General features: G+C 66.6%; 7 protein-coding genes (1 of these 7 running past the window's edge). 4 read left to right on the forward strand and 3 right to left on the reverse strand.

Annotated features, from left to right (window positions below; genetic code table 11):
• The 3 genes in view from NS6_RS17780 to NS6_RS34820 are tightly spaced (at most 58 nt apart) and all read right to left on the reverse strand, a layout consistent with a single transcriptional unit that may run on beyond the window.
• On the reverse strand, window positions 1-13,572 hold the beginning of the coding sequence (locus tag NS6_RS17780; protein ID WP_157112814.1) for an MFS transporter. 24,510 nt of this gene lie to the left of the window's left edge; the window shows 13,572 of its 38,082 coding nt (coding positions 1-13,572); its start codon is at window positions 13,570-13,572; its stop codon lies off the left edge, out of view.
• Between the two features lie 46 nt (window positions 13,573-13,618).
• The gene (locus NS6_RS17785) at window positions 13,619-14,053 is read right to left on the reverse strand and encodes a YbaB/EbfC family nucleoid-associated protein (protein WP_068043258.1); all 435 of its coding nucleotides are present in this window, start codon (window positions 14,051-14,053) and stop codon (window positions 13,619-13,621) included.
• A 58-nt stretch (window positions 14,054-14,111) separates the two neighbouring features.
• On the reverse strand, window positions 14,112-15,701 hold the full coding sequence (locus tag NS6_RS34820; protein ID WP_068043261.1) for a WXG100 family type VII secretion target: 1,590 nt from the start codon (window positions 15,699-15,701) through the stop codon (window positions 14,112-14,114).
• Between the two features lie 889 nt (window positions 15,702-16,590).
• Here NS6_RS34820 and NS6_RS17800 point away from each other — a divergent pair.
• The 4 genes from NS6_RS17800 (at window position 16,591) to NS6_RS17815 (ending at window position 21,768) form a co-directional block, all read left to right on the forward strand.
• A complete protein-coding gene (locus tag NS6_RS17800) occupies window positions 16,591-17,364 on the forward strand; it encodes an aldo/keto reductase (RefSeq protein ID WP_245669402.1) in 774 nt (257 codons plus the stop codon).
• 365 nt (window positions 17,365-17,729) lie between these two features.
• Window positions 17,730-18,536 (forward strand): NmrA family NAD(P)-binding protein, encoded by an 807-nt coding sequence (locus tag NS6_RS17805; RefSeq protein ID WP_068043266.1) that lies wholly within the window; start codon window positions 17,730-17,732, stop codon window positions 18,534-18,536.
• 172 nt (window positions 18,537-18,708) lie between these two features.
• Window positions 18,709-20,607, forward strand: coding sequence for an alkyl/aryl-sulfatase (locus NS6_RS17810; RefSeq protein ID WP_068043269.1), 1,899 nt, complete (start codon window positions 18,709-18,711; stop codon window positions 20,605-20,607).
• An 81-nt stretch (window positions 20,608-20,688) separates the two neighbouring features.
• Complete coding sequence (locus NS6_RS17815) at window positions 20,689-21,768, forward strand: NAD(P)H-dependent flavin oxidoreductase (protein WP_068043409.1); 1,080 nt, start codon at window positions 20,689-20,691, stop codon at window positions 21,766-21,768.
• Window positions 21,769-21,801 lie beyond the last annotated feature (33 nt).

The raw sequence follows: 21,801 nt of genomic DNA on the forward strand, positions 1-21,801 counted from the left end.
TGTTTTCGCCGCTGCTTCGGCTTCCGAGCGTACGCCCAGCTTCGACATACTGCTGTCGAGGTGCCTGTTCACAGCGAGCAATGGGACGTGCAGTAGGGCGCTGATCTCACCCGTGGTACGACCGTTGAGCCGGTGCGCGAGTACCTCGATTTCGGCCTTCGACAGGAGGGCGGTGAGGTTCGTGACCACGTCGGTCGGCTCATCGATGAGCTCGTGGCGCAGCGCTTCCGCGACGATCAGCGCTGTGCTGCCGACGATGTCCAGCGCGGCCGCTACGCGAGAGACCTCGGCCGGGCGGAACAACTGTCCGGCAGCCATGTGCTGAAGCTGTTCGACCAGCGCGCGGATCGCTGATGCCGCTCGGGTGGTGAAGTCTTTCTCGGTCGGTGCGCCGATCTTTCGCCGCGCCTCCACAAGGTGATCGAGGACATCCGCCGCCGGTACCCCGAGGCGATCGGCGATCTCCTGGACGGTTCTGCCCACGAACTGGTGCGCGAGCACCAGCACTTCATCCTTGTGCAACACCGTCAAATCAGCGATCGGATGTTCGTCGGAAACGGCCGTGTGCTGTGGGCCGGCACTTCGGCTCGGCAGATGGGCATCGTCGAGATCGAGATCGAGGTCGATGGCGACAGTGTCCGGCCCGCGGGATGTGGGTGGCTCGGTGTCTCCGGGAGGCTTCGATGTGTCCCTGGGAGGGTTCTCCACCGGGCCGGGTGTCGTTTCGCTGTGCTCCGGCCGGGTGGTCGTCCCTGACCTGCTCGGTGGGGAATCCGGCGTATCGGTCTCGCCGGAAAGGGGTGTCGAGGGCTGGAGGTCGCTGATGTCGACGCCGAACGAGGAAATGTCGAAGTCTTCGAATCCCGGCAGGGTTTCCGTTTCGTCGGTGGCCCGATCGTCGTCGCGCCGGATCTCGAACCACTGCTCGATGGTGTTGCGGTGCAGGCCGAAGGTGATGGTCCGCCCGCAACTTTCGCTCATTGCGTGTGCGAGCCGCGTTCCGCGCCCGCCCTGGCGGTTCACGTCCTGTTGTCGGGCCGACCATTCGGGCAAGTTCTCGGCATCGCCCGGGGCGATCTCGTTGCGGAACGCAATACGGACACTGTCCTGCTGATCCTCCGTACTCACACTCCGGATATCGATCTCGGGCTCGGGGTTCAGCCCGTGCTCGGAGGCGAAGTTGTGGAGGTACCCCAAGGAGTTGGTCACCAGCTCCGAGGTGATGGTGGTGATCGCATGGTCCTGGTCGTCGGTCACCCAGGAGTTCTCGCTTCGCACGCGGGTGGCGACCGCCCGGCGCATCGGTCCGATTCCGGCTTGATAGGCGGGCCGACTCTCCGAGGAATCCGCGAGCAGCCGCGCCGCTCGGTCGTCGCCGTCTTGTCGCGGCTCCGAATCCTTCGGGAGGGGGCTCGTCCGGGGTGGCCCGTAGACACGTTCGACGGGCCGGGGTGTCGGGCCGAAATACCAGTTGACCTCGACTCGGCTGGTATCGCTGGATGCGTCGACGACCTGGACATGCAATATTGCTTCGTCGTCCATCCGCGCGGTCACGGCCAGCGTGCCGATTCCCCACAGCACCGATGCGGAGACGGCATCGGCGATCTCCCGGACATAGCCGGAATCCGGTTGGCCGGTCAGCATCGCTTCGATGCGGTGGGCCACCAGATCCGCTGTGGCGGCGTCGCCGCGCGCAATACCGGTCAGCTGGAACCCGTTCGCGGTCAGCCATTCTCTTTCGAGCAGTGAGGAGGCGAAGCGGTCTCGTTCGGCATCGTTTTCTCCGCCCGGTTGCCGCCCCGCACGGCCGGGAGTGTGCTGTTCGCTCGGATCCGGCCACGTGCGTTCGGCCCGGGGGGTGCGGCCGGGGTAGATGAGGTCCGCCGTGCGGTCCGCCGTACGCCGCATCAGCTCTGCCATCCAGCCGGAAGCCGCGGAGACCGGGCCCGCGGCTGCGCGCAGCCGCTCCTGGACCTTCTCCGGAAGGAGGCCGATACCGCCGTCGACGATGTCCTGTCCGGTGTCCAGTACCAGATCCGGGAACTCCCGCAGCACAGTACTGGCCAGGTACCGGTCGACGACCTTCATCATGAATTCCTCGGCCGCTCGACTCCCCATCCTCGACCAGATGAAGGAGGCCAGATACCGTGCCCGCAGATACTCGGGGCTCTGGGCCTCGAGCCGGCGGCACCCCGGGAAATGCAGCGCCGACCACAGATCGTCCTTCAGGAATCGGTGCCAGAACCAATATTCCATGTCTGTGAGCTCATCGCCCATCAGCTCGAGGTCGTTGTTCAGCAATGGCCTACCTGCGTAGTACTCCATTTTGCCGAACAGGATCGATACCAGCTGCGGTAACTCGTCGAGCGAGGTCGCCCGCAGGAACCTCGCCCACGGCGTGGTCCGATCCTTGATATCGCGGGTACTGGATTTCTCCGGCTCGTCCAGCGGCAGCGTGCGCAGCTTCCAGGCGGTGATGATCCGGCCGTCGCCCGTGGTCTTCTGCTGTTTGATGAACAGCGATTCCCAGCTGATTGTGCCGTTGTGAACGATCTGGTCGATCGACAAACCGGTTACGGCCAGCACACCGAGCGCCGCATACAGCGGCGCACGTCCGATGACCCGATCCAGCTCGAGGAAATCCTTATCCATGAACTCTTGCGCGAGGTCTGTCTCGCGTACCTTGTCGGTCCCCCACGAGAACAGCGAGGAAATCATCGAGCCCAGCCGGTCTGCGCTCATATTCTGGAAATCCTGGTCCGACAGTTCCAGCTCGTGCAGCTTGTCGACAACCTCCGACATCACGGCGTCGAACCATTTGCCCCTTTTACTGACCCAGTCGGCGCCGAACGGCTCCCCGGGCTCGGGCTTGGGGAGGTACTTCAGGTACCAGTACGCCTCGGGGTCGATCGCGTACAGCTCGGCGATGGCGGTATCGGTTTCGGCCCAATACCGTTCCCAGTATCCGGGGTCGGCTGTCTCGCCCTTACCCGCAGGTTCCGGAGTTTCGGGACCCGGCGGGTCGGCTTCGTCGAGATCGATGGCCACAGGATCGCTGCCGTTTCGACCTACCGGCGCCGGGTCGAGCCGGTCCGGTTGCGGTATCCACGCGGCGGCGAGGACCAGACCGTCGCGGACCCGCCAGCGGCCCTGGACCGGTTCCGCCGGAAGCCCGAACTCCTGGGCCGTCTCGGTGTCGAGCCGGGCGCGGAAAGTGTGACTGTCGAGGTCGACGGTCACGTGCAGTCGGGAGTCGGTGGGGCCGCTCGCGTCCGGGGCGGCACCGTTGCGGGCGAGCAAGGTCTCGTGGGTGGCAGCTACCGCATCTTTGATCGCGCGCAGCACCCGCAGCAGGTGAGTGTCCGACCGGATCATCTCGCTGCCACCGGCCTGCCGAGCCCAGGCGAATTCGTCTGAGGTGACGAATCCCGGCGGATGTGTGGTGGCCAGGGGGACGTTCTCCGCGAGACCGAGACCAACAGCGCGGAAGTGCTCGGCGTGGGCGGAAATCGCCGCGGCATACGTGGCGGGTTCGGACCCCACGGACGGATCGAGGGTGATGGCGCCGACCGTATCCGGTGGCCAGGGCAGCGGTTGCGGGAACGGCGGGCGATGGGTCTGTTCGAAACCCGGAGTCTGCTCCGGCGGGAGCCCGAGACGGTGCAGCGCCATTCGCGCACACAAGAATTCGGGATCGGGCGAGAGCCCGCGCAAAGTCCGCGCACCCAGCACCTCGTACACGGCGACGCCCGGCGGCAGGAGTGGAGAGACCATCGACTCGCCGAACAGGAACCAGGTGGACTTCGTGCTCTCGAGCCGGATCACGCCCGCCTCGTAATCCACGCCGGGGGCAGGCGGATTCGGCGCAGTATGCGGGTTGTTGTCGACGATCTCGACGACCAGCCCGCGTTCGCCGTACGAACCGCCGCCCACCCGGGCAACCACGCGGACTTCGCCGGTACTGGTGGCCAGCGCGCTGCGGACCTGTGTTTCGACCGCGGCCGCCGCTGTTGCGGCTCCATCGGCACTGCGCCATTCATACCGGGTTGTCAGCCACTGGCTGAACTGTTCGCGCGCCAGCGCTGCCGTGGCGATCTGCTCGGCCTCGGTCTGCGGCATCCCGCCGACCCCGCGCGGCCCCAGAGAGATATCGAAATCGTGGCCCGGTTGACCACCGCGCCGCCGGCCCGGATCCGCCGCCGTGACACCTTCGCCGGGACCCGGTTCGAAGAGACGATCCACCCAGGTGAAGTCGTCGGGCCCGACGCGCAAGGTCCAGAACGGGCTGTGCACGATCTCGGTATCGGCCAGCGCGTATCCGACGAGGCCGATGAGCTTCTCCGGATCGAATTGCAGCAGGGTCACCGCGAAACCGGGCGCGGCGCGCTGCTCGGCGCGCACGAGATCGTCCCAGAGCCGACGGGAATAATCCAGCAGCTGGCGTTCTGCGGTATCCAGTTCGGCGGAGGGACGCGCGGAAAGATCTGCCACGACCCGGCGCAATATCAGCTCGCTCGCCGCATTGGAGTGTTCGCGGGACACGACGGGCACTCTGCCGTTGCGCTGTACCGCTTCCGGCGCATCGTGGACGACCGCCCGGCGCTGCTCCGGTGACAGCCGCTGCCACCAGTTGTCGATCGCACGCCGTTTCGCCATCTCGCGATCGGGCGCGGGCGCCGGCCCGAAAATCGACTCGGCGTTCGCCCGCGCTCCCGCGGCGTGATACGCCGTTTGCGCCGATCGACGTTCGGCTTCGGCCGGTCCGGTGAACGGTTCCGGCACGGCCGGTCTGAGGGTCTGGTTGGTGGCGAAAGCAGCGTCGAGGAAACGGGATACCGCCGTGGCGAATTCGGTGACGCGCCGGTCCCCGGTTGCCGCGACGAGCCCGCGTAGCTCGTAGAGGAGATCTTCGGTCGGTTCGACACCACGGGCGACGTCGTGCTTCGGTGGCTGCACTGTTTCGGCCGGAGTTGCACTCGCCTCACGTGCCGCCGGAGCCACGGCAGACGTCCGGTTCCCCTTCGCGGAGATACTCTGCCCGTCCGAGTGGGTTTGTAGCCCGCCCAGCAGCTCGGTCAGATCACTGTCCATCCGCATTATCCGGCCGTTCAGTTCCGCTATCCGCAGGATCGGGGCGAGGTTCTCCTGCGCCTCGTGGACTTCCCAGGCGAGCGTGATCCGTTCCCGGAGCCAATCCCGCAGTACTGGTGTGCCGAGCTCGTCGGCAATCCGGCGCTGCGCTGGTCCGTCGAGTTTTTGTACAACCTGCTGGATCGGGTTGACGGCGTTCAACACTGTCGCCGCCGTGATCTTTTCGGGGGTCAGCCCCAGTTGTCCGGCAACCTCGAGAGCCTCGGGCAAGAACGTCGAAGCGGTGGGATCGGCCGGTGCTGTGTTATGCGCGGTTCCGGCGTCGAGCGCGGCTTCTTGCTCTTGTGGTGCGGCTTCGCTGCCGCGGTCCGGCCTCGCTTCGGGCGCGGAATCGGTAGCTTCGCCCGCTGGTTCGTTGTCGTCGAGGTCGATGGCGACCGGGTCGGTGGAGGTCGGGGCGATGGGGTCCTTCGTGTCTGCTGTGCGTGCGGCATTTGCCTTGTAGTCGCGGTATCCGCTGTGGACTTCCTCGGCTTCTGCCAGCAGTTTCGATTTTTCGCTGTATTCCTCGACCAGGGGTAGCGCGCGCGCCTGGCCGGCGTTCAGCTTGCCCTGCCGGCTCAGGCTCAGCAGTGCGCCCAGCAGCGTCGACACGGCTGCCGGAGTCGACAGCTCGGCACGTCCCTTGCTGAGTTCGAACAGCCGTTGCCGCAGCGAATCACACTGTTCTCGCAACCGCCGTAGCTTTGCCGGATCGGTGATCAACTCTTGAATGCTGGGTAGTGGCCTTGCTTCGTCCTCGTCGCCGAGGTCAACGGCGACGGTGTCGGGGTCGCCGACGCGATTCGGCCGGTCGGTGCGAGGGAAGTCGGCGCGGTTCGGGTCCGGCGTGCCTTCGAGCGGCGCCTCACCCGAGTCGTTGCCGTCGAAATCCATGGCGACGGGGGCGAGCATCGGTGTGGTAGACCGTGGACCCGCCGCCGAGTCTGTGTGCGGGTTGGTCGGCGCGGGGGTCTGCGAGGAAGGCTTCTGCCGTGACGCGAGGCCGGCGCGTTGGCGCTCCTCCAGCCGGACCAGTTCGTCGAGTACGAAACCGGGTTCGCTGCCCCGGTCGGGGTTGAGATACGCCACTTGTTGCTTCACATAAGCGGCGCGCTCGGTCGGCGTTTTCGAGCGCCATGCCGCGGCGACGGAAGCAGCCGGGCCCTGCGAACCGACGCTTTCTCCGGCCTCGGAGGCCGCCGGGGCCGGCCCACGATAGTTCGCCCGTGCCAGGACATTGCGCTGCTCGGCCTCCTTCAGTACCTGGGCGTAGGAGATACCCCGAAGCAGAGCTTGCAAGGCGTAGACGGGGTGCGTGGGATCGGCCGGCGCGGTCCTGCCGAAGGCGTTGTTGGCCTCGGCGAGCGCCTCTGCCGGGTTGAACACTTTGAGCGCACCCAGTCGGAGTTTCGCGGCATCCAGCCCAAGCCGCTCGGCGTCCGGGTCTCGGTAGGTGGGTGCCCTGCCGTCCTGCTGACCGTCTCGTATCCGCCGGCGTGTGTTCTCATCGAGATCGGCCAGCCACGTCTTGTATACGGTCTCCAGATCGACCCAGCCCGAGCTTTCGTCGCCTTCTGTGACGGGGCCGGAACGGCGCTGGTCACCGGGGGTTTCGCGGGAAACGCCGGTCTCGCGCAGCCATTCGTCGAAATCCGCGCGGTTCTCGAATCGGCTCAACCAGGATTCGAAGGCCTCGTACAGGCGATCCTGTTGCGCATCCTTCGGTTTCTTTCGACCGCTGCTGTACGCGTCGAGCTGCCCCAGCCAGGTGTCGAATTGCGTTTCGGGCGGTAGTGATCCGAACTTTTTCAAATCGGTGAAATGCGAGAAGAGATAGCCGAAGGCGCGTGCCTCTTTCGAATCCTGGCTGCTCTCTTCCCGGACGGGCCCGATCCGGGCATGGTCCATCGGGTGTCTGTCGTAGCGGCCCTTCCGGGCGTTCATATCTTGGAGATGGCCCATCTCATGGCTGACGGCGTCGTACGCCGGGTCGCCGGTCGGGGCCATCAGGCGGCCCGCCTGGACCGCTTTGCGCATTGTCTCCCGGAATCTATCCGGGTTACCGAAGAGGTCCTCGTTGAGGACCATGAGGGTCGGGGCGGCCTCCTCGCCGATATCAGGGCTCCAGATACAACCACCGATATTGCCGACCATGGGGGCGATGATCACGACGTCGAGCTGTATATCGTCGATACCTTTTCGCGCAGCGTAGCCGTCGGCTATCGCATTCCTGATCGACAGGGCGGTATCGACCGATATTCCCGGCTTGTCCAGTCCGAGAACCTCGATCCCATAGGTTTCGAACAACCGGCGTGCGATGGCCTGCTTGGTTGTGCGTTCGAGATCGGCTGTCGTGGGCGCGTCCGGTGGGGTTGTGCGGTCTCCGGCCCGGGACGGCCGTCGCTGGTCTGCTCGACCGGTTGCCCGTCCCGTCATCTCTCGCGTAACCCAATCGAACAACGCGACCTGCGCGCCGGTGAGGCCGTCATGGGACTGAGCGTTCAGCGCGTCGGTGACGAGTCGGCGTGCCGCGGGATTCAACAGGTTGTAGCCGTCGAGCCAGGTATCCCTCGCTTCACCGATCAACCAGCTGCCGATATCCACGCCCGGCGGGATCTGCCACCCACCGGTCTCGGCAGCGTCGAGCGTGGCACGGGCGACTGCATGCGCCAGGGCTTGGATGTGCGCCGGTGGCGTCCCGCGCTCTGTATCCCAGCCGAGTACGGCAGCGACGGCTCGGGCAGTGGCGGGGCCGAAATGCCGGTCCAGAACCTGCCCGGCGGGCCGGTCGCCGTGCTGCGCCAGCTGCACTGTCTCGGTGCGGTTGTGGGCGGACAACAGGTCGAACGGAATCGCGGTGTCCCCAGGTAGCGTGAGTACGGGCTGGGCGGTGCGCACCTGCTCGACCAATTGGGCGACAGCCGCGGCCTGTGCCGAGGGGAGAGCACGTCCTTGCTGCAATGCCGTCCCGCTCTCGACCACGAGCTGACGCTGCGCCGGATCGAGCCGGCTCAAACCGGCGTCCAGCAGATCCTGCGCGGTCCGGTGCAGGTGGTCGGCGACGTTGGTGCCGATGGGGATCCCGTGTTCCTCGACCAGCTCGAACGTCGCGTCGCGCACGGCTTGCGCTACCGGCAGCAACGGCGCGGCCGCCTGCCCACCAGGTGCGTCCAGCGATTGCAGTAGGTGGCGGAGGGTGCTGTCGCCGTGTTCGTCACGCAGGCCGAGTGCCGTGAGCAGGGTAACGGAATCGGTGTGGGACGCGAGGGCGGCAGCGAGGCCGGTGACAGTCGGCCCGGGGGCGCTGTGGTGGTCGGTGACGGGAGTGTGCGGTGTCGACGGGCCGGTCGTGTGCGGAGTCGCGGCCGTGTGCTCGGGAGGGGGGTGCTGGGGTTGCCGGGGCGCCGTGACGTGCGCGTCGGCGGGTGGAGCGTTGGCTTGCGCGGCGTTCGCGTACTTCAGGGCGAGCTGATCCTTCTCGACAGCGTCCTTCATCGCCGGAACGGCTTTTTTCCACAGGTCCGACTCGGCGTTGCGCAGTACCGCCTCCGCTGAATTCAACTTGTCTAGTGTGGCTGCGCTGTTGTAGGTCTCGTGCTCGGCCCGGGCGAGCCGGTATGCCTCGGCCGCCTTCGTGTACTGGATGATCTGTTGCGTGACACCGTGATCGGTGACCCGGCCCCGGAAGTCTTCGGGGGAGATGTAGTGCACTGTCGTACCCGGCGTACCACCGGTTTCCCGATCGTCGCCGGACCCACCGCGGGCGACACGGCCGTCGACCTGGTCGTTGACCCGGTCCGAGAACGCCGGCCCACCGCTGGTCTTGCCGAGCACACCGCCGAGCGCGATCGATTCCTTTGTCGGGCTGGGGTCGGCGCCGCGGCCACCCTCTTTGTTGATGATGAAGATATCGCCGGGCTTCCCGAACTCCTCGATCAGTTGCCGCACGAGCGCCTCCGAATGGACGTTGCTGCCACCGTGCTGGGCATAGAACTCGGCATCGACCAGGTGGAATTGCAGCTCGAAATCATTGCCGTAGCGTTCGCGGCCCAGGTTCTGGAGGTGGTCGACCAATCCGAGCCGGCCGGTGTGCGGATCGCCGCGGCCTTCGCCGTTGTCCATCAAGGTGATCCACTGGGGCCGGCCGGTCTGGGCACCGTCGACAATTCCGGCATCTGTGAGGATGTCCCCGGCCATCACTTTCAGTTTTTCTTGTGTGTTCTCGGCAAATATCGGCTTTTCGACAATCCGGTTCGATTCGTAGAAAGTCGGGAGTTCCGGCACCGGACCGACACCGTACAGATCGTAGGTGATGCCTTCGACGCCCTTCATGGTTCCCGACAGACCGGATGGGTCGAACAGCAGCTTGCTGCCGATCAATTGCTGGTCCGACATCCGCATCGAATGTTCCTGATTCGCCCGGACCGGAAGACCTTCTTTGAGATCGACGAACTGACCGACGTCCTGCCACCGCACCTCGGTCGATTTCGTCCTGTCCCACATCGCCTTGTCGTTGGTCTCGTGCGCGAGCACGCCGATCTTCGCGCCGTCACCTTCGTCCGCCCTGGTGATGTAGTGAGTGCCCTTCTCCAGGCCCCAGCGGGCGTTGGCGGCATCGGCGTAAAGCTTCAGCTCCGAGGCGGTGACCGGTGCGCCCCCCACCTTCTCGAGTTTGGCGACCGCCTCCCGGGTCGTCTCCGCGGCCCACATTCCACGGGTGTTCTCGGGCCTGTTGAAATCTGCTGCCGTCAACCCGTGTTCGCGTTCGGCGGCGGCCAGACGATCCCAGATTCCTTGCAGCTCGGCCACCACTTCGGGTGTGGCCTCCTCTGCGGCTCCGGGAGAGAGTACGCATTCGGAATTGCCGTCGAAGATCGTATCGAATTCATCGATGGTGAGCTTGCCCTGTGGGAACGGGTCGAACCGGACTTCCAGGCCGTGCTCGGCGGCGGCGGTATCCAGTCGTTCTTTGATCAGATCGATCGATGGTTTCGTATTGAGGAAATCGCGCAGTGCAGTCACCTCGTGAGGTGGCATGCCGGTGGCCGCAAGATCGTTCATCATCGAGTCCGCGACCTTCAATGCGCGGAACAGGTAGTCCTCCTTGGTGCCGACTACGATCTGCCGGCGGCCCGGCTCCGGAGTCGGCAGCGAACCGTCCTGATCCATCCGGACCACGTCGATTCGCGTATCCGATTCCGGCCGCACCACGAACGCCAGCAACTCGCCGGCCAGCTCACCGGCGAGCAGATCACTGCTGGTCCATGCGTGCGCCGTTCCGTGATCCACGGCATCGGTCACCATCTTCATCACCATGACGATGGTCTTGCCCTCGCCGGTTTTCATATCGACCGGACCGTGCTCCAGCAGGAGGAACGCCGCGGCCTGCGTCTCCCGCACCAGACGATGCCGATCGTCACCCCGGCGAATCCACTCCGTCATGGCCGCGATCCGGTCCTCCTTGGAGCCACTCACCATCATGTCGACCAATGACTTCGGCGAGGCGGTCGCCAGCGGGCTCGTACCGTCTGCCGCGCTGCCCGGATCACGCAGCGCCCCGATAGCGCGCCCCGCCTCCAAGGCCGCATGAACTCGCTCCTGAGCGACTACCTCGAATACCGCTTCCCGGTCGGTGAACACGCCCGATTCGAAGTCGTTCATCAGCGAAACGCCGGCCCTGTCCGAGAGGTCCACCAGATCGCGGGCTCTCGCGTGCGCCGCGGCGTCGTGCCCGGCCACCGCCGCCTCGTACAACTCCCGGTATTCGGCCGCCTTCGCCTGGGCTTGCCGCAGCTGTTCCTGGGCCGCCCGCGAGGCTTCGACAGCGACGCGATCCTCTGGTGTGCCCTGTCCGGACAGCTCGCGCATCCGGTCTTCGGGACCGAGACGGGTGGCCCGCTCGTGCGCCTCCGCCACGCGGACGGCCTGTTCCTGAACCTTCAGCTCGGCATGAGCGATCTGCTCACGTTCGGCCGCCGCTGCGACACGCTGACGGTGGTGTTCCCGCACCAGTTCGTTCTGCTGCCGTTCCCTCGAAATATGCTGTTCGACTTCGGCTCTGGCCTTTGCGTGTGCGGCCGCGGCGGGGTCTTCACGGCGATCGGCGGGCGGCGTATCCGGCTCGGCCTTCGCGTGTTGCCGGTTCGTACTGTCATCGCCTGACTGTCCCGGCTTCGGCTCTCCGGTTTGGGCCTGCGACTTCCCGTTGTCTGTGTCAGAGGTCGCCGGTTGCGGATTCCGGGCGTCGGGTTCCTCGAGGGTTGGGCGAGGTGTGGCACCTCCGTCGTTGTCCGCGGCGGCGGGCTTCTGCTGGGCCGCATTCTCTCCGGACTGTGCACGATCGGGTCGTGCTGATGCGACGGTGGGAGGAACCTCCGCGGCAGCCGCCTTCGGAACGGTTACGGCGGGCGGCTGTTTACTACTATCGGCCGGCGGCTTCGCATTGCGGTCGGCCGCAGCGGGGGGTGCTTCTCCGTTCGGCGGCCGCGATCCCGTCCTGTGCCCGGAACCGGCGCTTTCTCCGGCGCTGGTGGATTGGACAGGTGCGTTGCGTGCGGGGGCAGGTGTTTCGGGGCCGGTTCCCGGTATCACCGGCCCGGGGCCCTGGTCCGGCGAGCCGGGTGCCGAGCCGTCGCGCGGGCCGGACGGTTGCGGCTCGCGAACGGGGCCCGGTCCGGACTCGGACGTCGTGCGGGGCTGCTGTGGGGGATTGTTCTCGGCCTGTGCCGCCGGACGGGGTTCCGGTGGTGCACCTTGCACCACCGGACCGTCCGCCGAAGTGCCTGCACTATCGCCCCGCCCCGCCGGCGCCGGGACGGCTCCTTGCTCGCCGGAGTGCGGTGATGCCCCGACTTGTTCGTCGGCAGCGGGATTCGCTCGACCCGGACCGGTGCCGGTATCCGGACGGCCCGCAGAGGGATCCGCGGAGGCATTCGACGGCGCAGTTCGGGGGCCGGCGGGGTCGTTCCCGGCCTCGCCCGGTCTCGACGATACGGTCCGAGCGTCGGCTACAACACTGCCGGTAGGAGGCGGCTTGTTCGGCCCGGCCGCGGGTTCCGGAGGCACGGCAGCCGGCCGCGATGCGCCGGAAGACCCAGGATCTGCCGGGGTCGTCCCGGTATTCACTGGCGACTCCGGTGGCAGCGCATTCTTGAAAGCGCCCGGCGTATTCTCGGCGCCGCCCGAGAACTTTTCCGCTTTCGGCGCCACGTTCGGCGCCAGAGCAGCCGGATCAACGGTGGCGGTGGCACCGGAGGGGAACTCGAACGTGATGGGGCCGACGGACTGGAAGTCGCCGCTGTTGTTCACCAGGTCGGCCTTGACCTTGTTCCCGTGCTGGAGCGCCGAAACGAATTCGTCGGCCTGCGGGGAAGTGGGGTTGTCCGGACCCGCATCTCTGGTCGCGGGGCGGGGCGCGAACGGTGTATCGACGGGTGCAGTAGGCGAAGCGCCGGATGTGGCGGTGGGCTGTGGCGAATCTCCGGCCGGTGCGGAAACCGGCGATGCCGATCCGATATCGCGGGCAGCGTAGCCGCCCGCGAGGACGGCGCCGCCGAGGAGACCGGGCAACAAGCCCTCGGCGAAGGCCGCCGTCGTGAACGCTTCACCGGTCAGTCCGAGGGAAACTGCTGTACCTCCGACCGCGCCGCCGATTCCACCGAGACCTCCGATTCCGGCGGTGCCGACCAGCTGCACGGTGATCCGTTTGGCCTTGCCTTCGACGTTGGCCGCATACGCTCCGACCTTGGGCCCGAGCCAGCGGGCGGCGACGAGGCCGGCCATACCACCGGCGATGCCGGCCGCCGTGGCCACACCGGCTGCTTTTCCGTCGATCTTCTCGCGATTGCCCTCGTGTACCTGGATGCCTTGTGCGACAACGTTGAGACCGCCCCCTTGGAGAGCGCCCATCAGCGCGGCGTGCGTGACCAGCGCCATCCCGCCGCGTTCTGCGGCAAGCTGAGCGAGCCGCCCGGTGAGGAGCTGCAGCGCTTGTTTCCACGCCGACTCTATGGCATTTCGTGCGACCATCCGCTGGATGGCGGCTTCGATCGCGCCACCCACCGCGACCATCAGCACGCAGCGGGCCAGCGCGATTACCAGGACCAACAGGATGCCCTTCACCGTGTACTTCATCAGCTCGACGGTGTTGGCGAACTCGAACAGCCCCCTGGCCACGTTGTCGCAGTAGTCGGCCTGTTCACGGAGGCGGTCGGCCAGATTCTCGTGGTTTTCCCTGATCGCAGCCGCGTGCTTACCGCGCGAGTTGCTGGGCGAGCGAGCCTCGTCGTCGTGCTCGCGGGCCTTCTCGCGACACTTCTCGGCCAGGTCCGACCATCCTTGACCGAGCCGGCGGAGCTCGTCTTCATCGCCCAGCGGGAAGCGACCGGCCGCGCACTCCACCACGGTCGGGGGCAACCACGACGGCAACGTCGAGCTCATCAGCGCATCAATCCATCAATGGCTGTTTACCAGCGTGTTGTCGACATCAGCTCGGGGCGTCCTTGTGGTCGCCGCGGAAGAAGGCACGAATTTCATGGAGGCCGGTCGCCTCCGATACGAGGTCGGGATAGTCGGGCAGGTCGTCCAGTCCGGCGTCGACCGGGGCGGCGAGGGCTTCGGTCTGCTGTTGCGCTCGGCCCGCCGCCGCTTGCACCGCGTCGACAATCGACCGGCTCAAATGTTCCGGAGTGTGGCGCATTGCTGCGGCGGTCAAGTGGAGATCGGTGAGCACTCCGGCGGCGTCGACGGTTACCTCTACCGACTGGTCCGGCGAACTCGCCTGGACACGAGTATTTTCCGATTGGTGGTACAGATCCTGTAGGCGACCTCGCTGACGTTCGAATGCGTCGAGGATATGGTCGAGTTGATTGCGCATCCCGTTATTGGCCGCGAGCAGGCCTTCACGCTCCCATCGATCCATATCGACCCTTCTCCTCGAACTCCTCGAAATCACCGATGACACCCCAGGACGGCGCACGTTACCGCGCCATCGCCACCAGCATCCGGTGCAATACCTTCGCCGGGCCGCTTGCGGCGTTCCGCTCGGATTCGACCTCGATGAACGCTTCGGCCAGGGCATTTCCGGGTACGAAGACACCGCGGTCGAAGCAGGCGCCACCGAGTTGGGCCCGCCACCGTTTGTAGCCGCCGACCACCTGCCCCAGCGTCTGCCCCTGTGTACCGTTCAATCGCAGGTATTCGGCGATCAGTGCGCGCTGCGCCTCGCGCCGTGCGCGGAATCCACCCATGAGGTCGAACGCAGAGCCCAGGGCCCGCAGAACCGTCGTGTACATCGACCGGCCCGCGTGCCCATCCGATCCGGCCGGCAGTTGAGGGCCGGCGACAGCGTTACGCGCCAGCACGATCCACGGCTCTACCGGCGCCGCTGCCTCGCCCCTGTTCTCGACGGAAGCCGGCGAATTCGCTGCCTCGCTGATCTCGATTCCACGCAGGACCGTGCGATGCCGGATGAGCACGATATCGACCGCATCGGCGATGTCCTGAGCGGTCCGGGCATCGAGGCCCGCAGATTCGAATCCGACGATAGTCAGACCGTATCGAGCGGCCATCTCTTGGACGATCTGCATCGCCTCCGGATCGGATGGTTTTATCGCGCGCGCTGCCACCTGCGGCTTCGATCGTTTTCCGGGATTCTTCGACGGCTCCTCCGGCTTTGCGCCGGTACCACTCGGTGGCCGGATCGGTGCCTGCGGTGGCGATACGCGTGGCGGCGTTTCGGTGGCCGGCGCCCCTGGGAACGCCGCTGGTCTGGCCCGCGCGGCAACCGGTTTGTTCTGCACCCACGGGGATTCCGCCGTGGGGCGGCCGCGGCTGCCTGGAGGCGCCGATGTTTCCGGTAACTTTCCTGCCGGTGTGTTCGGTGGAGTACTTTGCGGCCTTGCGGGCTCCCGGGCCGCCGTAGGTGGGCCGGGTGCGGTTTGCGGAGCAGAGTTTCCCGCCTGCTCGCCGGGGGAATCGGGAGATTCGGGGGCGGGAGATTCCGGCGGCGACGAGTCCTGCGGCCGACCGGATCCCGGGGCCTCCCGTGGCGTGGATCCGGGGGCGGCGTCGAGACCGGACCTGGGAAGGATTGCGGGTCCCGGGTGCTGGGCCGCCTCGGATACCGGTTCGTAGGCTCCGGTCGGCTGCTGCGGGTAATCACCTGTGGAGTGAGGACCTGCTGTAGTTCGGGGCTGGATCAGGGGCCCTGCCGGCCGCTCCGGTACGGCTGTGTGCATGTTGTCCCGAGGGAACGGGCCCGAATTCTCGATCTGCTGCGCGCCGAGGCGGTCCTGCTGCTCGAAGGCGTCGGCGGAGTCCTGTAGACCGGCACTCATCGACCGTAGATCCGCGACGAGGGCCGCGAAGCCGTCCACACCACGTTGGGAGCCCGGTTCGTGACTCTTCGCGAACGTCTCACCGAGTTCGTCATCACCCCAGCACTTGCCCTGTTCGGCAATGATCGCCTGGATCGTCTCCAGCATCTGCTCGGTCTCGTCGGCTTGTCGCATCAGTTTCGCTGCCGACAGACGCAGCTCGGCCGGATCGACCGACAGCGAGTCGTTCACTCGGACCCCTTCGGGTTTGTCGCGGCGTCCGAGTAGTTGCGGACCGGGGGCGGCGCTGTTGTGGACAGCATGACGATAACCAGATTTGATTGTTACTTAAGGTGTATCGTCGGCTCATCCCATCGGTGGGAATGTGCGCCTGTACCCTCGGGGCCGAAATTGTCCGCGGCGACGGCCGTAACCGGGTCGGTCGCCGCCTTGTTCGTCGGGCTACGCAGCATGTACGCCTGATCAGGTCTACGCCGAGGCATACGAATGGGTGATCGCCGACTGCCGGCCCCTGGCACCGGCCTCCGCGATGTCGTTTTCGCCGGCTCACCTTTGGCCGCACGAACATGACGAGGCCGGTGACCAGCAGCACGACCAGCGGCAGCAGGGGCAGGTACGACACCCACATCGGTCCCTGCACCGCCAAGGTGACAGAAACGACCACGATGCTCAGTACGAATGCCGCGGCCGCCCAGCGGTGCAGCGCGCGAGTTCCGGCCGGGCGAACCTGCGGGCCGCGGGATCCGGTGTTCGCGGTAGCCCGGCGCCGGGAGCCGAGGTGGGGCACAACGTACAGGTACAGGCCCGAGAGTAGGAGCAGGGCGAGTGCTGGAAGCGGGAGGTAGAACATCCAGTCCGGTCCCTGTACCGCCACGGCGGCGACGGTGACGACCGCAGTCGCCACAAACCCGAGAGCCACCACGCGGTGCGCCTACCGGACTCGTTTGTTCCCGTACATTACGTCCTCCTCGGCCGGGACGCGGCTCGGTCGTCGAGCCGCATGCTGTGTCGATGACAACGCTATTGACGGGCCGGTGGCCGGCGCTTCTCGATTCCTGGCCACTGTTGCGGGGTTGGGCTCAGCAGGCCCGCAGTCCCGCGATCAACAGGCCGACCAGACATGCCGATGGGTGAGGAACGCAACCATCGAGGCGGTTCACGTCGCTGGCTGGCGACAGCCGTGGACGACAGCCTGCGCAGGCTGAACGTCGACCACATCGACCTCTACCAGATGCACCGGTGGGATCCGGACACCAGCGATGACGAGACCCTGTCGGCGCTGACCGACCTGCAACGCGCAGGAAAGATCCGCTACTTCGGCTCCTCCACCTTTCCGGCCTACCGGATCGTCCAGGCGCAATGGGCGGCGCGGGAAAACCATTCGGGTCGCTACGTCACCGAACAGCCTGCCTACTCGATCCTGCAGCGCGGGATCGAAGCCCACGTACTGCCTGTCGCCGAGGAGTACGGGCTCGGGGTACTGGCCTGGAGCCCGCTGGCCTCGGGCTGGCTGTCGGGCGCCATCCGCGCGGACCGGGAGATAGCGACCAGCCGGTCGGCGATGCTCCCGGACCGCTTCGACACCACGATTCCCGTCAACCGGGCGAAGCTCGATGCCGTCGAGAAGCTGGCCGCGCTCGCCGACGGTGCCGGACTGTCCATGATCCAGCTGGCGCTCGGTTTCGTGACCGCGCACCCGGGCGTGACCGGCGCGATCATCGGCCCGCGGACCATGGATCATCTGCATTCCCAGCTGGCGGCGGGGGACGTGGTGCTCGCCGCCGATGTTCTCGACGCGATCGACACCATCGTCGCCCCCGGTGTCGACCTCGCCCCGGGCGAGAAATTCGATACGCCACCCGCATTGCTCGATCCGGCGCTGCGGCGCCGGTGAGCTCCGGGCCCCGGCCGGACCCGACCGGAATCACCGCCGATTGCTATGCCCCGCAGACGAATCCGGGGGTCCCGGCATGGTGGTGATGCGTCGGAGCTGATCGAGGCGGCTCGCGCCTATCTACACCTGCTCGACCGCTCCGGAGTCGGGTGGGTCGAGTCGCGTACGGCCCGCCCGGCGGGATCGTCCACGAGGACGCGGTGCAGGTCGTCGCTGTTCCCTACCGCTATCTCGACGACTGGCCGGTGGTCAGGGTGCCGTGATCCGCATCTGCCGGCCCGTGGTCGGAACTCGACGGGTCTCGCTTCCCTGTTGACCTGAACATATGTTCAGGTCTTAGCGTCTCCGGTGGAAAGGAGCTCACAGTGACGATATTGGTGACGGGCGCAACGGGAAATACGGGACGGCACGTAGTGGCCGAGCTGCTGCGAGAAGGGTATTCGGTTCGGGCGCTGACCCGTGATCCGCAACGGGCAGCAGCGCTGCTGCCGGTGGGCGCGGAAATGGTGGCCGGCACCCACACCCAGCCGGGCACGCTGGATACCGCATTGGACGGTGTCACCGGGCTGCATATCACCGTGACCGCCGGAATGGCCGAGGCCGGACCGGAACTGGTGCGACGGGCAGTCGCCGCGGGGGTCGAGCGGATCACCATCCTGTGGGGTGGATACGTCGGGCCCGCGGAAACCGCGGTCGCGGAATCCGGTGTGGCCTGGACTCGGCTCGAACCTCAGGAATTCATGTCGAATGCGCTGACCTGGCGGGAATCCATCCGGGCGGAGGGGAGGGTGCGGGAGCCGTTCGATCTGCCGAGTGCGGTGGTGCACGAAGGCGATCTCGGTGCGGTGGCCGCGCTCGCCCTCACCGGAGAAGGGCATGCGGGCCGCGCATACAACCTGAACGGGCCGGCGGCACTGACCACGAGTGCGCGGGTGGATATCCTTTCCACCGCGCTGGGCCGGGAGATCGCTTTCGAACAGATCGGCGGCGAAGCGGCGATCGCACGGCTGGTGGGCGAGGGGGTCTCCCGCGGCGATGCCGAGTATGTGGTCGGGTGGCATTCCGATCCGCCCGCGGCGGCGCAGATACCGGACGGCACCGTCGAACGGCTCCTGGGGCGGCCGGCCCGGACCTTCGCCGACTGGGTGACCGAACACAAGGATCTGTTCTGAGCCGGTGGATTGCTGGTTGATAACCATTCGGTGATTGCTTCGCGGATACAGTCGAGTGCCGTCCTATTGTCGCCTGGTCAGCGATATCCGATTCGGTGAAGAATCGAGGTAACCGGCCGGACAGCTCGATGCCGGCGGGCCCGTCGGCCTCCATCCCGGGAACGGAGTCATCATGTGCTACGAACCCAAACCCGCGACGGCGCGCACCGCCCAGGTGAATCGCGACGCGGCGGCGCGGTACGACCTCGCGAATCGGCAGGATTTCACCGATGCCCGCAAGGGGTTGATCGCCGAGCTCCCCGGCAACGTGGTCGGTGACGGGGGCTCGGTGATCTTCGATCCGGGTGCTCTCGAGTGGATCGGCGAGGACAACCCGCCGCCGGATTCGGTGGATCCCAGCTTGTGGCGGCAGAGCCGGCTCATCCGGCTCGGGGGCCTGTACCGGGTCGCCGACGGGATCTACCAGGTGCGGGGGAACGATATCGCCAACCTGACTGTGGTGGAGGGCGAGGACGGGCTCATCGTCATCGACTGTATGGCCGGGGTGGAATCCGCCGCGCAGGGGATGGCATTGGTCCGCGCCCATATCAGCGATAAACCCGTGGTCGCGGTGATCTACACCCACACCCATATCGATCACTACGGCGGCGTGAAAGGGGTGGTCGATCCCGCGGATGTGGCCTCGGGCAAGGTGCCGATCATCGCGCCGGGCCACCAGTTCGACAAATACGCCATCGGCGAGAACGTCATCGCCGGCAATGCGATGGCCCGGCGCAGCTTCTACGCCTTCGGCGGACTCCTGGACCTGAACGAGCGAGGTCATATCACCTGCGGTATCGGGCCCCTCAGCACCGCGGGACCGACCGTCTCCTATATCTCGCCTACTGATCTGATCACCGAAACCGGAACCAAACGTGACATCGCCGGTGTGGAATTCGAATTCCTCTACGCGCCCGATACCGAGGCGCCCGAGGAAATGCATATCTGGATTCCCCGGTTCAAGGCGCTGACGTGCGCGGAGAATGCCAACCACACCTTGCACAACATCCAGACCCTGCGCGGCGCGCGTACCCGCGATGCACGCAACTTCGCCCGCTATCTCGACGAAACACTGGAGCGCTGGGGTGACGAGGCCGAGGTGCACTACGGCCCGCATACCTGGCCGGTCTGGGGTAATGAGCGGCTCACCGCGTTCCTCGAATCCCAGCGCGACACCTACAAGTACATCCACGATCAGGCCCTGCGGCTCGCCAACAAGGGGTATACGCCGCTCGAGGCGGCGGAAGTGATCGAGCTGCCGGCGGAGCTGGGCCGGGACTGGGCCAACCGCGGATACCACGGCACACTGCACCACGACGTGCGTGCGGTGTTCACCAAGGAATTGGGAATGTGGGACGGCGACCCGGTATCCCTGCACCCGCATCCGCCGGTGGAATCGGCGCGGCGATTCGTGGAATTCGCCGGTGCCCAGGCCGTTCTCACCGAGGGCCGGCGGGCTTTCGATTCCGGAGACTACCGCTGGGCCGCCCAGATCCTGCACGCGCTGGTTTTCGCCGAACCGGACAACACGGCGGCGCGTGAACTCCAGGCCGATGCCTATGAGCAGATGGGATACCAAGCCGAAGGGCCGCAGTGGCGCGGCATCTTCCTCAGTGCGGCGAAGGAGTTGCGCGACGGCGTGCCACCGCCCCCTTATACGACCGCGAGCGAGGACACGATCCTGGCTATGCCGGTCGAGATCCTGTTCGATTTCGTGGCTGTGCACGTCATCGGAGAAAAGGCCGCCGAGGTGGATATCGGCATCGACCTCGATTTCACCGATATCGGCGAACAGTGGACGATGTGGATGCGACGCGGCGTTCTCAATGCCCGGCGGGGAAAATCGAGCACGCCCCGACTCACGATCACCGGTGCGAAACCGGCGATCACCAGTGTTCTGCTGAAACCGTCCACCGTCGAGCAGCTCTCGGCGGCCGGCACTTTGCAGGTGGACGGTGACCGCGCGGCGCTGACCGAACTGGACGCTGTCCTGGACGATTTCGACCCCGCGTTTCCGATTGTCACGCCCTGACAGCCGCGCCGGGTTCGTCCGGGCAGCGCGACATCGATGGGTAACGTCGGTGCCGGGCAGACCACCCGAGGAAGGTTCAGCGTGTTCGATCTCGTGGAGTTGACCGTTCCGATCATCGCCGCGCCGATGGCAGGCGGCCCGTCCACACCCGACCTGGTGGTGAGCGTCGGTGAAGCCGGCGGTCTGGGATTCCTCGCAGGCGGGTACAAGACACCGGAGGCGCTGGCGGAACAGATCCGGGAAGTACGGGCCCGCACCGAGCAGCCGTTCGGGGTGAACCTGTTCGTTCCGCAGCAGCCCGCCTACGATCCGGCCGCGGTGCACGAGTACCGGGACCGATTAGGCGCTGCCGCCCAGCGGTACGGGATCGAACTGCCACCGATCCGGGAACGCGACGACGACTGGTTCGCGGCGAAGATCGATCTGCTGATCGAGCAACAGGTGCCGGTGGTCTCGCTGACCTTCGGCCTGCCGCCGGCCGATATCGCCGGCCGGCTCCGCGCGGCCGGAGCCATGATCATCGCGACGGTGACCACTGTCGCGGAGGCGCGGGCCGCGCTGGACCTGGAGGTCGGCGCGCTGTGTGTACAGGGCCCGGAGGGCGGCGGCCACCGCGGGACCTTCCGTGTCGAGGACGAGCCGGAGACGACGCCTCTACCGGCCCTGCTCGACGAGATCACGGCGTGGTGCCCACTGCCGGTGGTGGCGGCCGGCGGGATCGGTGACGGTGCGCGGATCGCGGAGCTGCTCGCCCATGGGGCAGTAGCCGTACAGCTCGGCACCGCGTTCCTCCGGAGCCCGGAGTCGGGGGCGAAAACGGCGTACAAGGACGCGCTGCGCGATCCGCGATTCACTCGTACGGTCATCACCCGAGCCTTCTCCGGACGACCGGCCCGCGGGCTGGCCAACGACTTCATCGCGGCCCACGACGAGGCCGCGCCGGCGGCCTATCCCCAGGTTCATCACCTCACCAGCCCAGTTCGTGCGGCCGCGGCTGCACGGAACGCACCGGAGGATATGGCGCTGTGGGCAGGTACCGGATACCGGGCGACATCGGCGGACCCGGCCGCGACGATTCTGCGGCGGCTCTGGAGCGAGGCCGTTGCGCACGGGGCATTCGGCGCTGGGGGCGGTGGGAAACCCGCTCGGCCGAACCATTGAGGGGAATCTGTCGGTCTGTGCTCGTACGCTGCC

Source organism: Nocardia speluncae NBRC 108251 (assembly GCF_001613245.1).
Classification (GTDB): Bacteria; Actinomycetota; Actinomycetes; order Mycobacteriales; family Mycobacteriaceae; genus Nocardia; species Nocardia speluncae.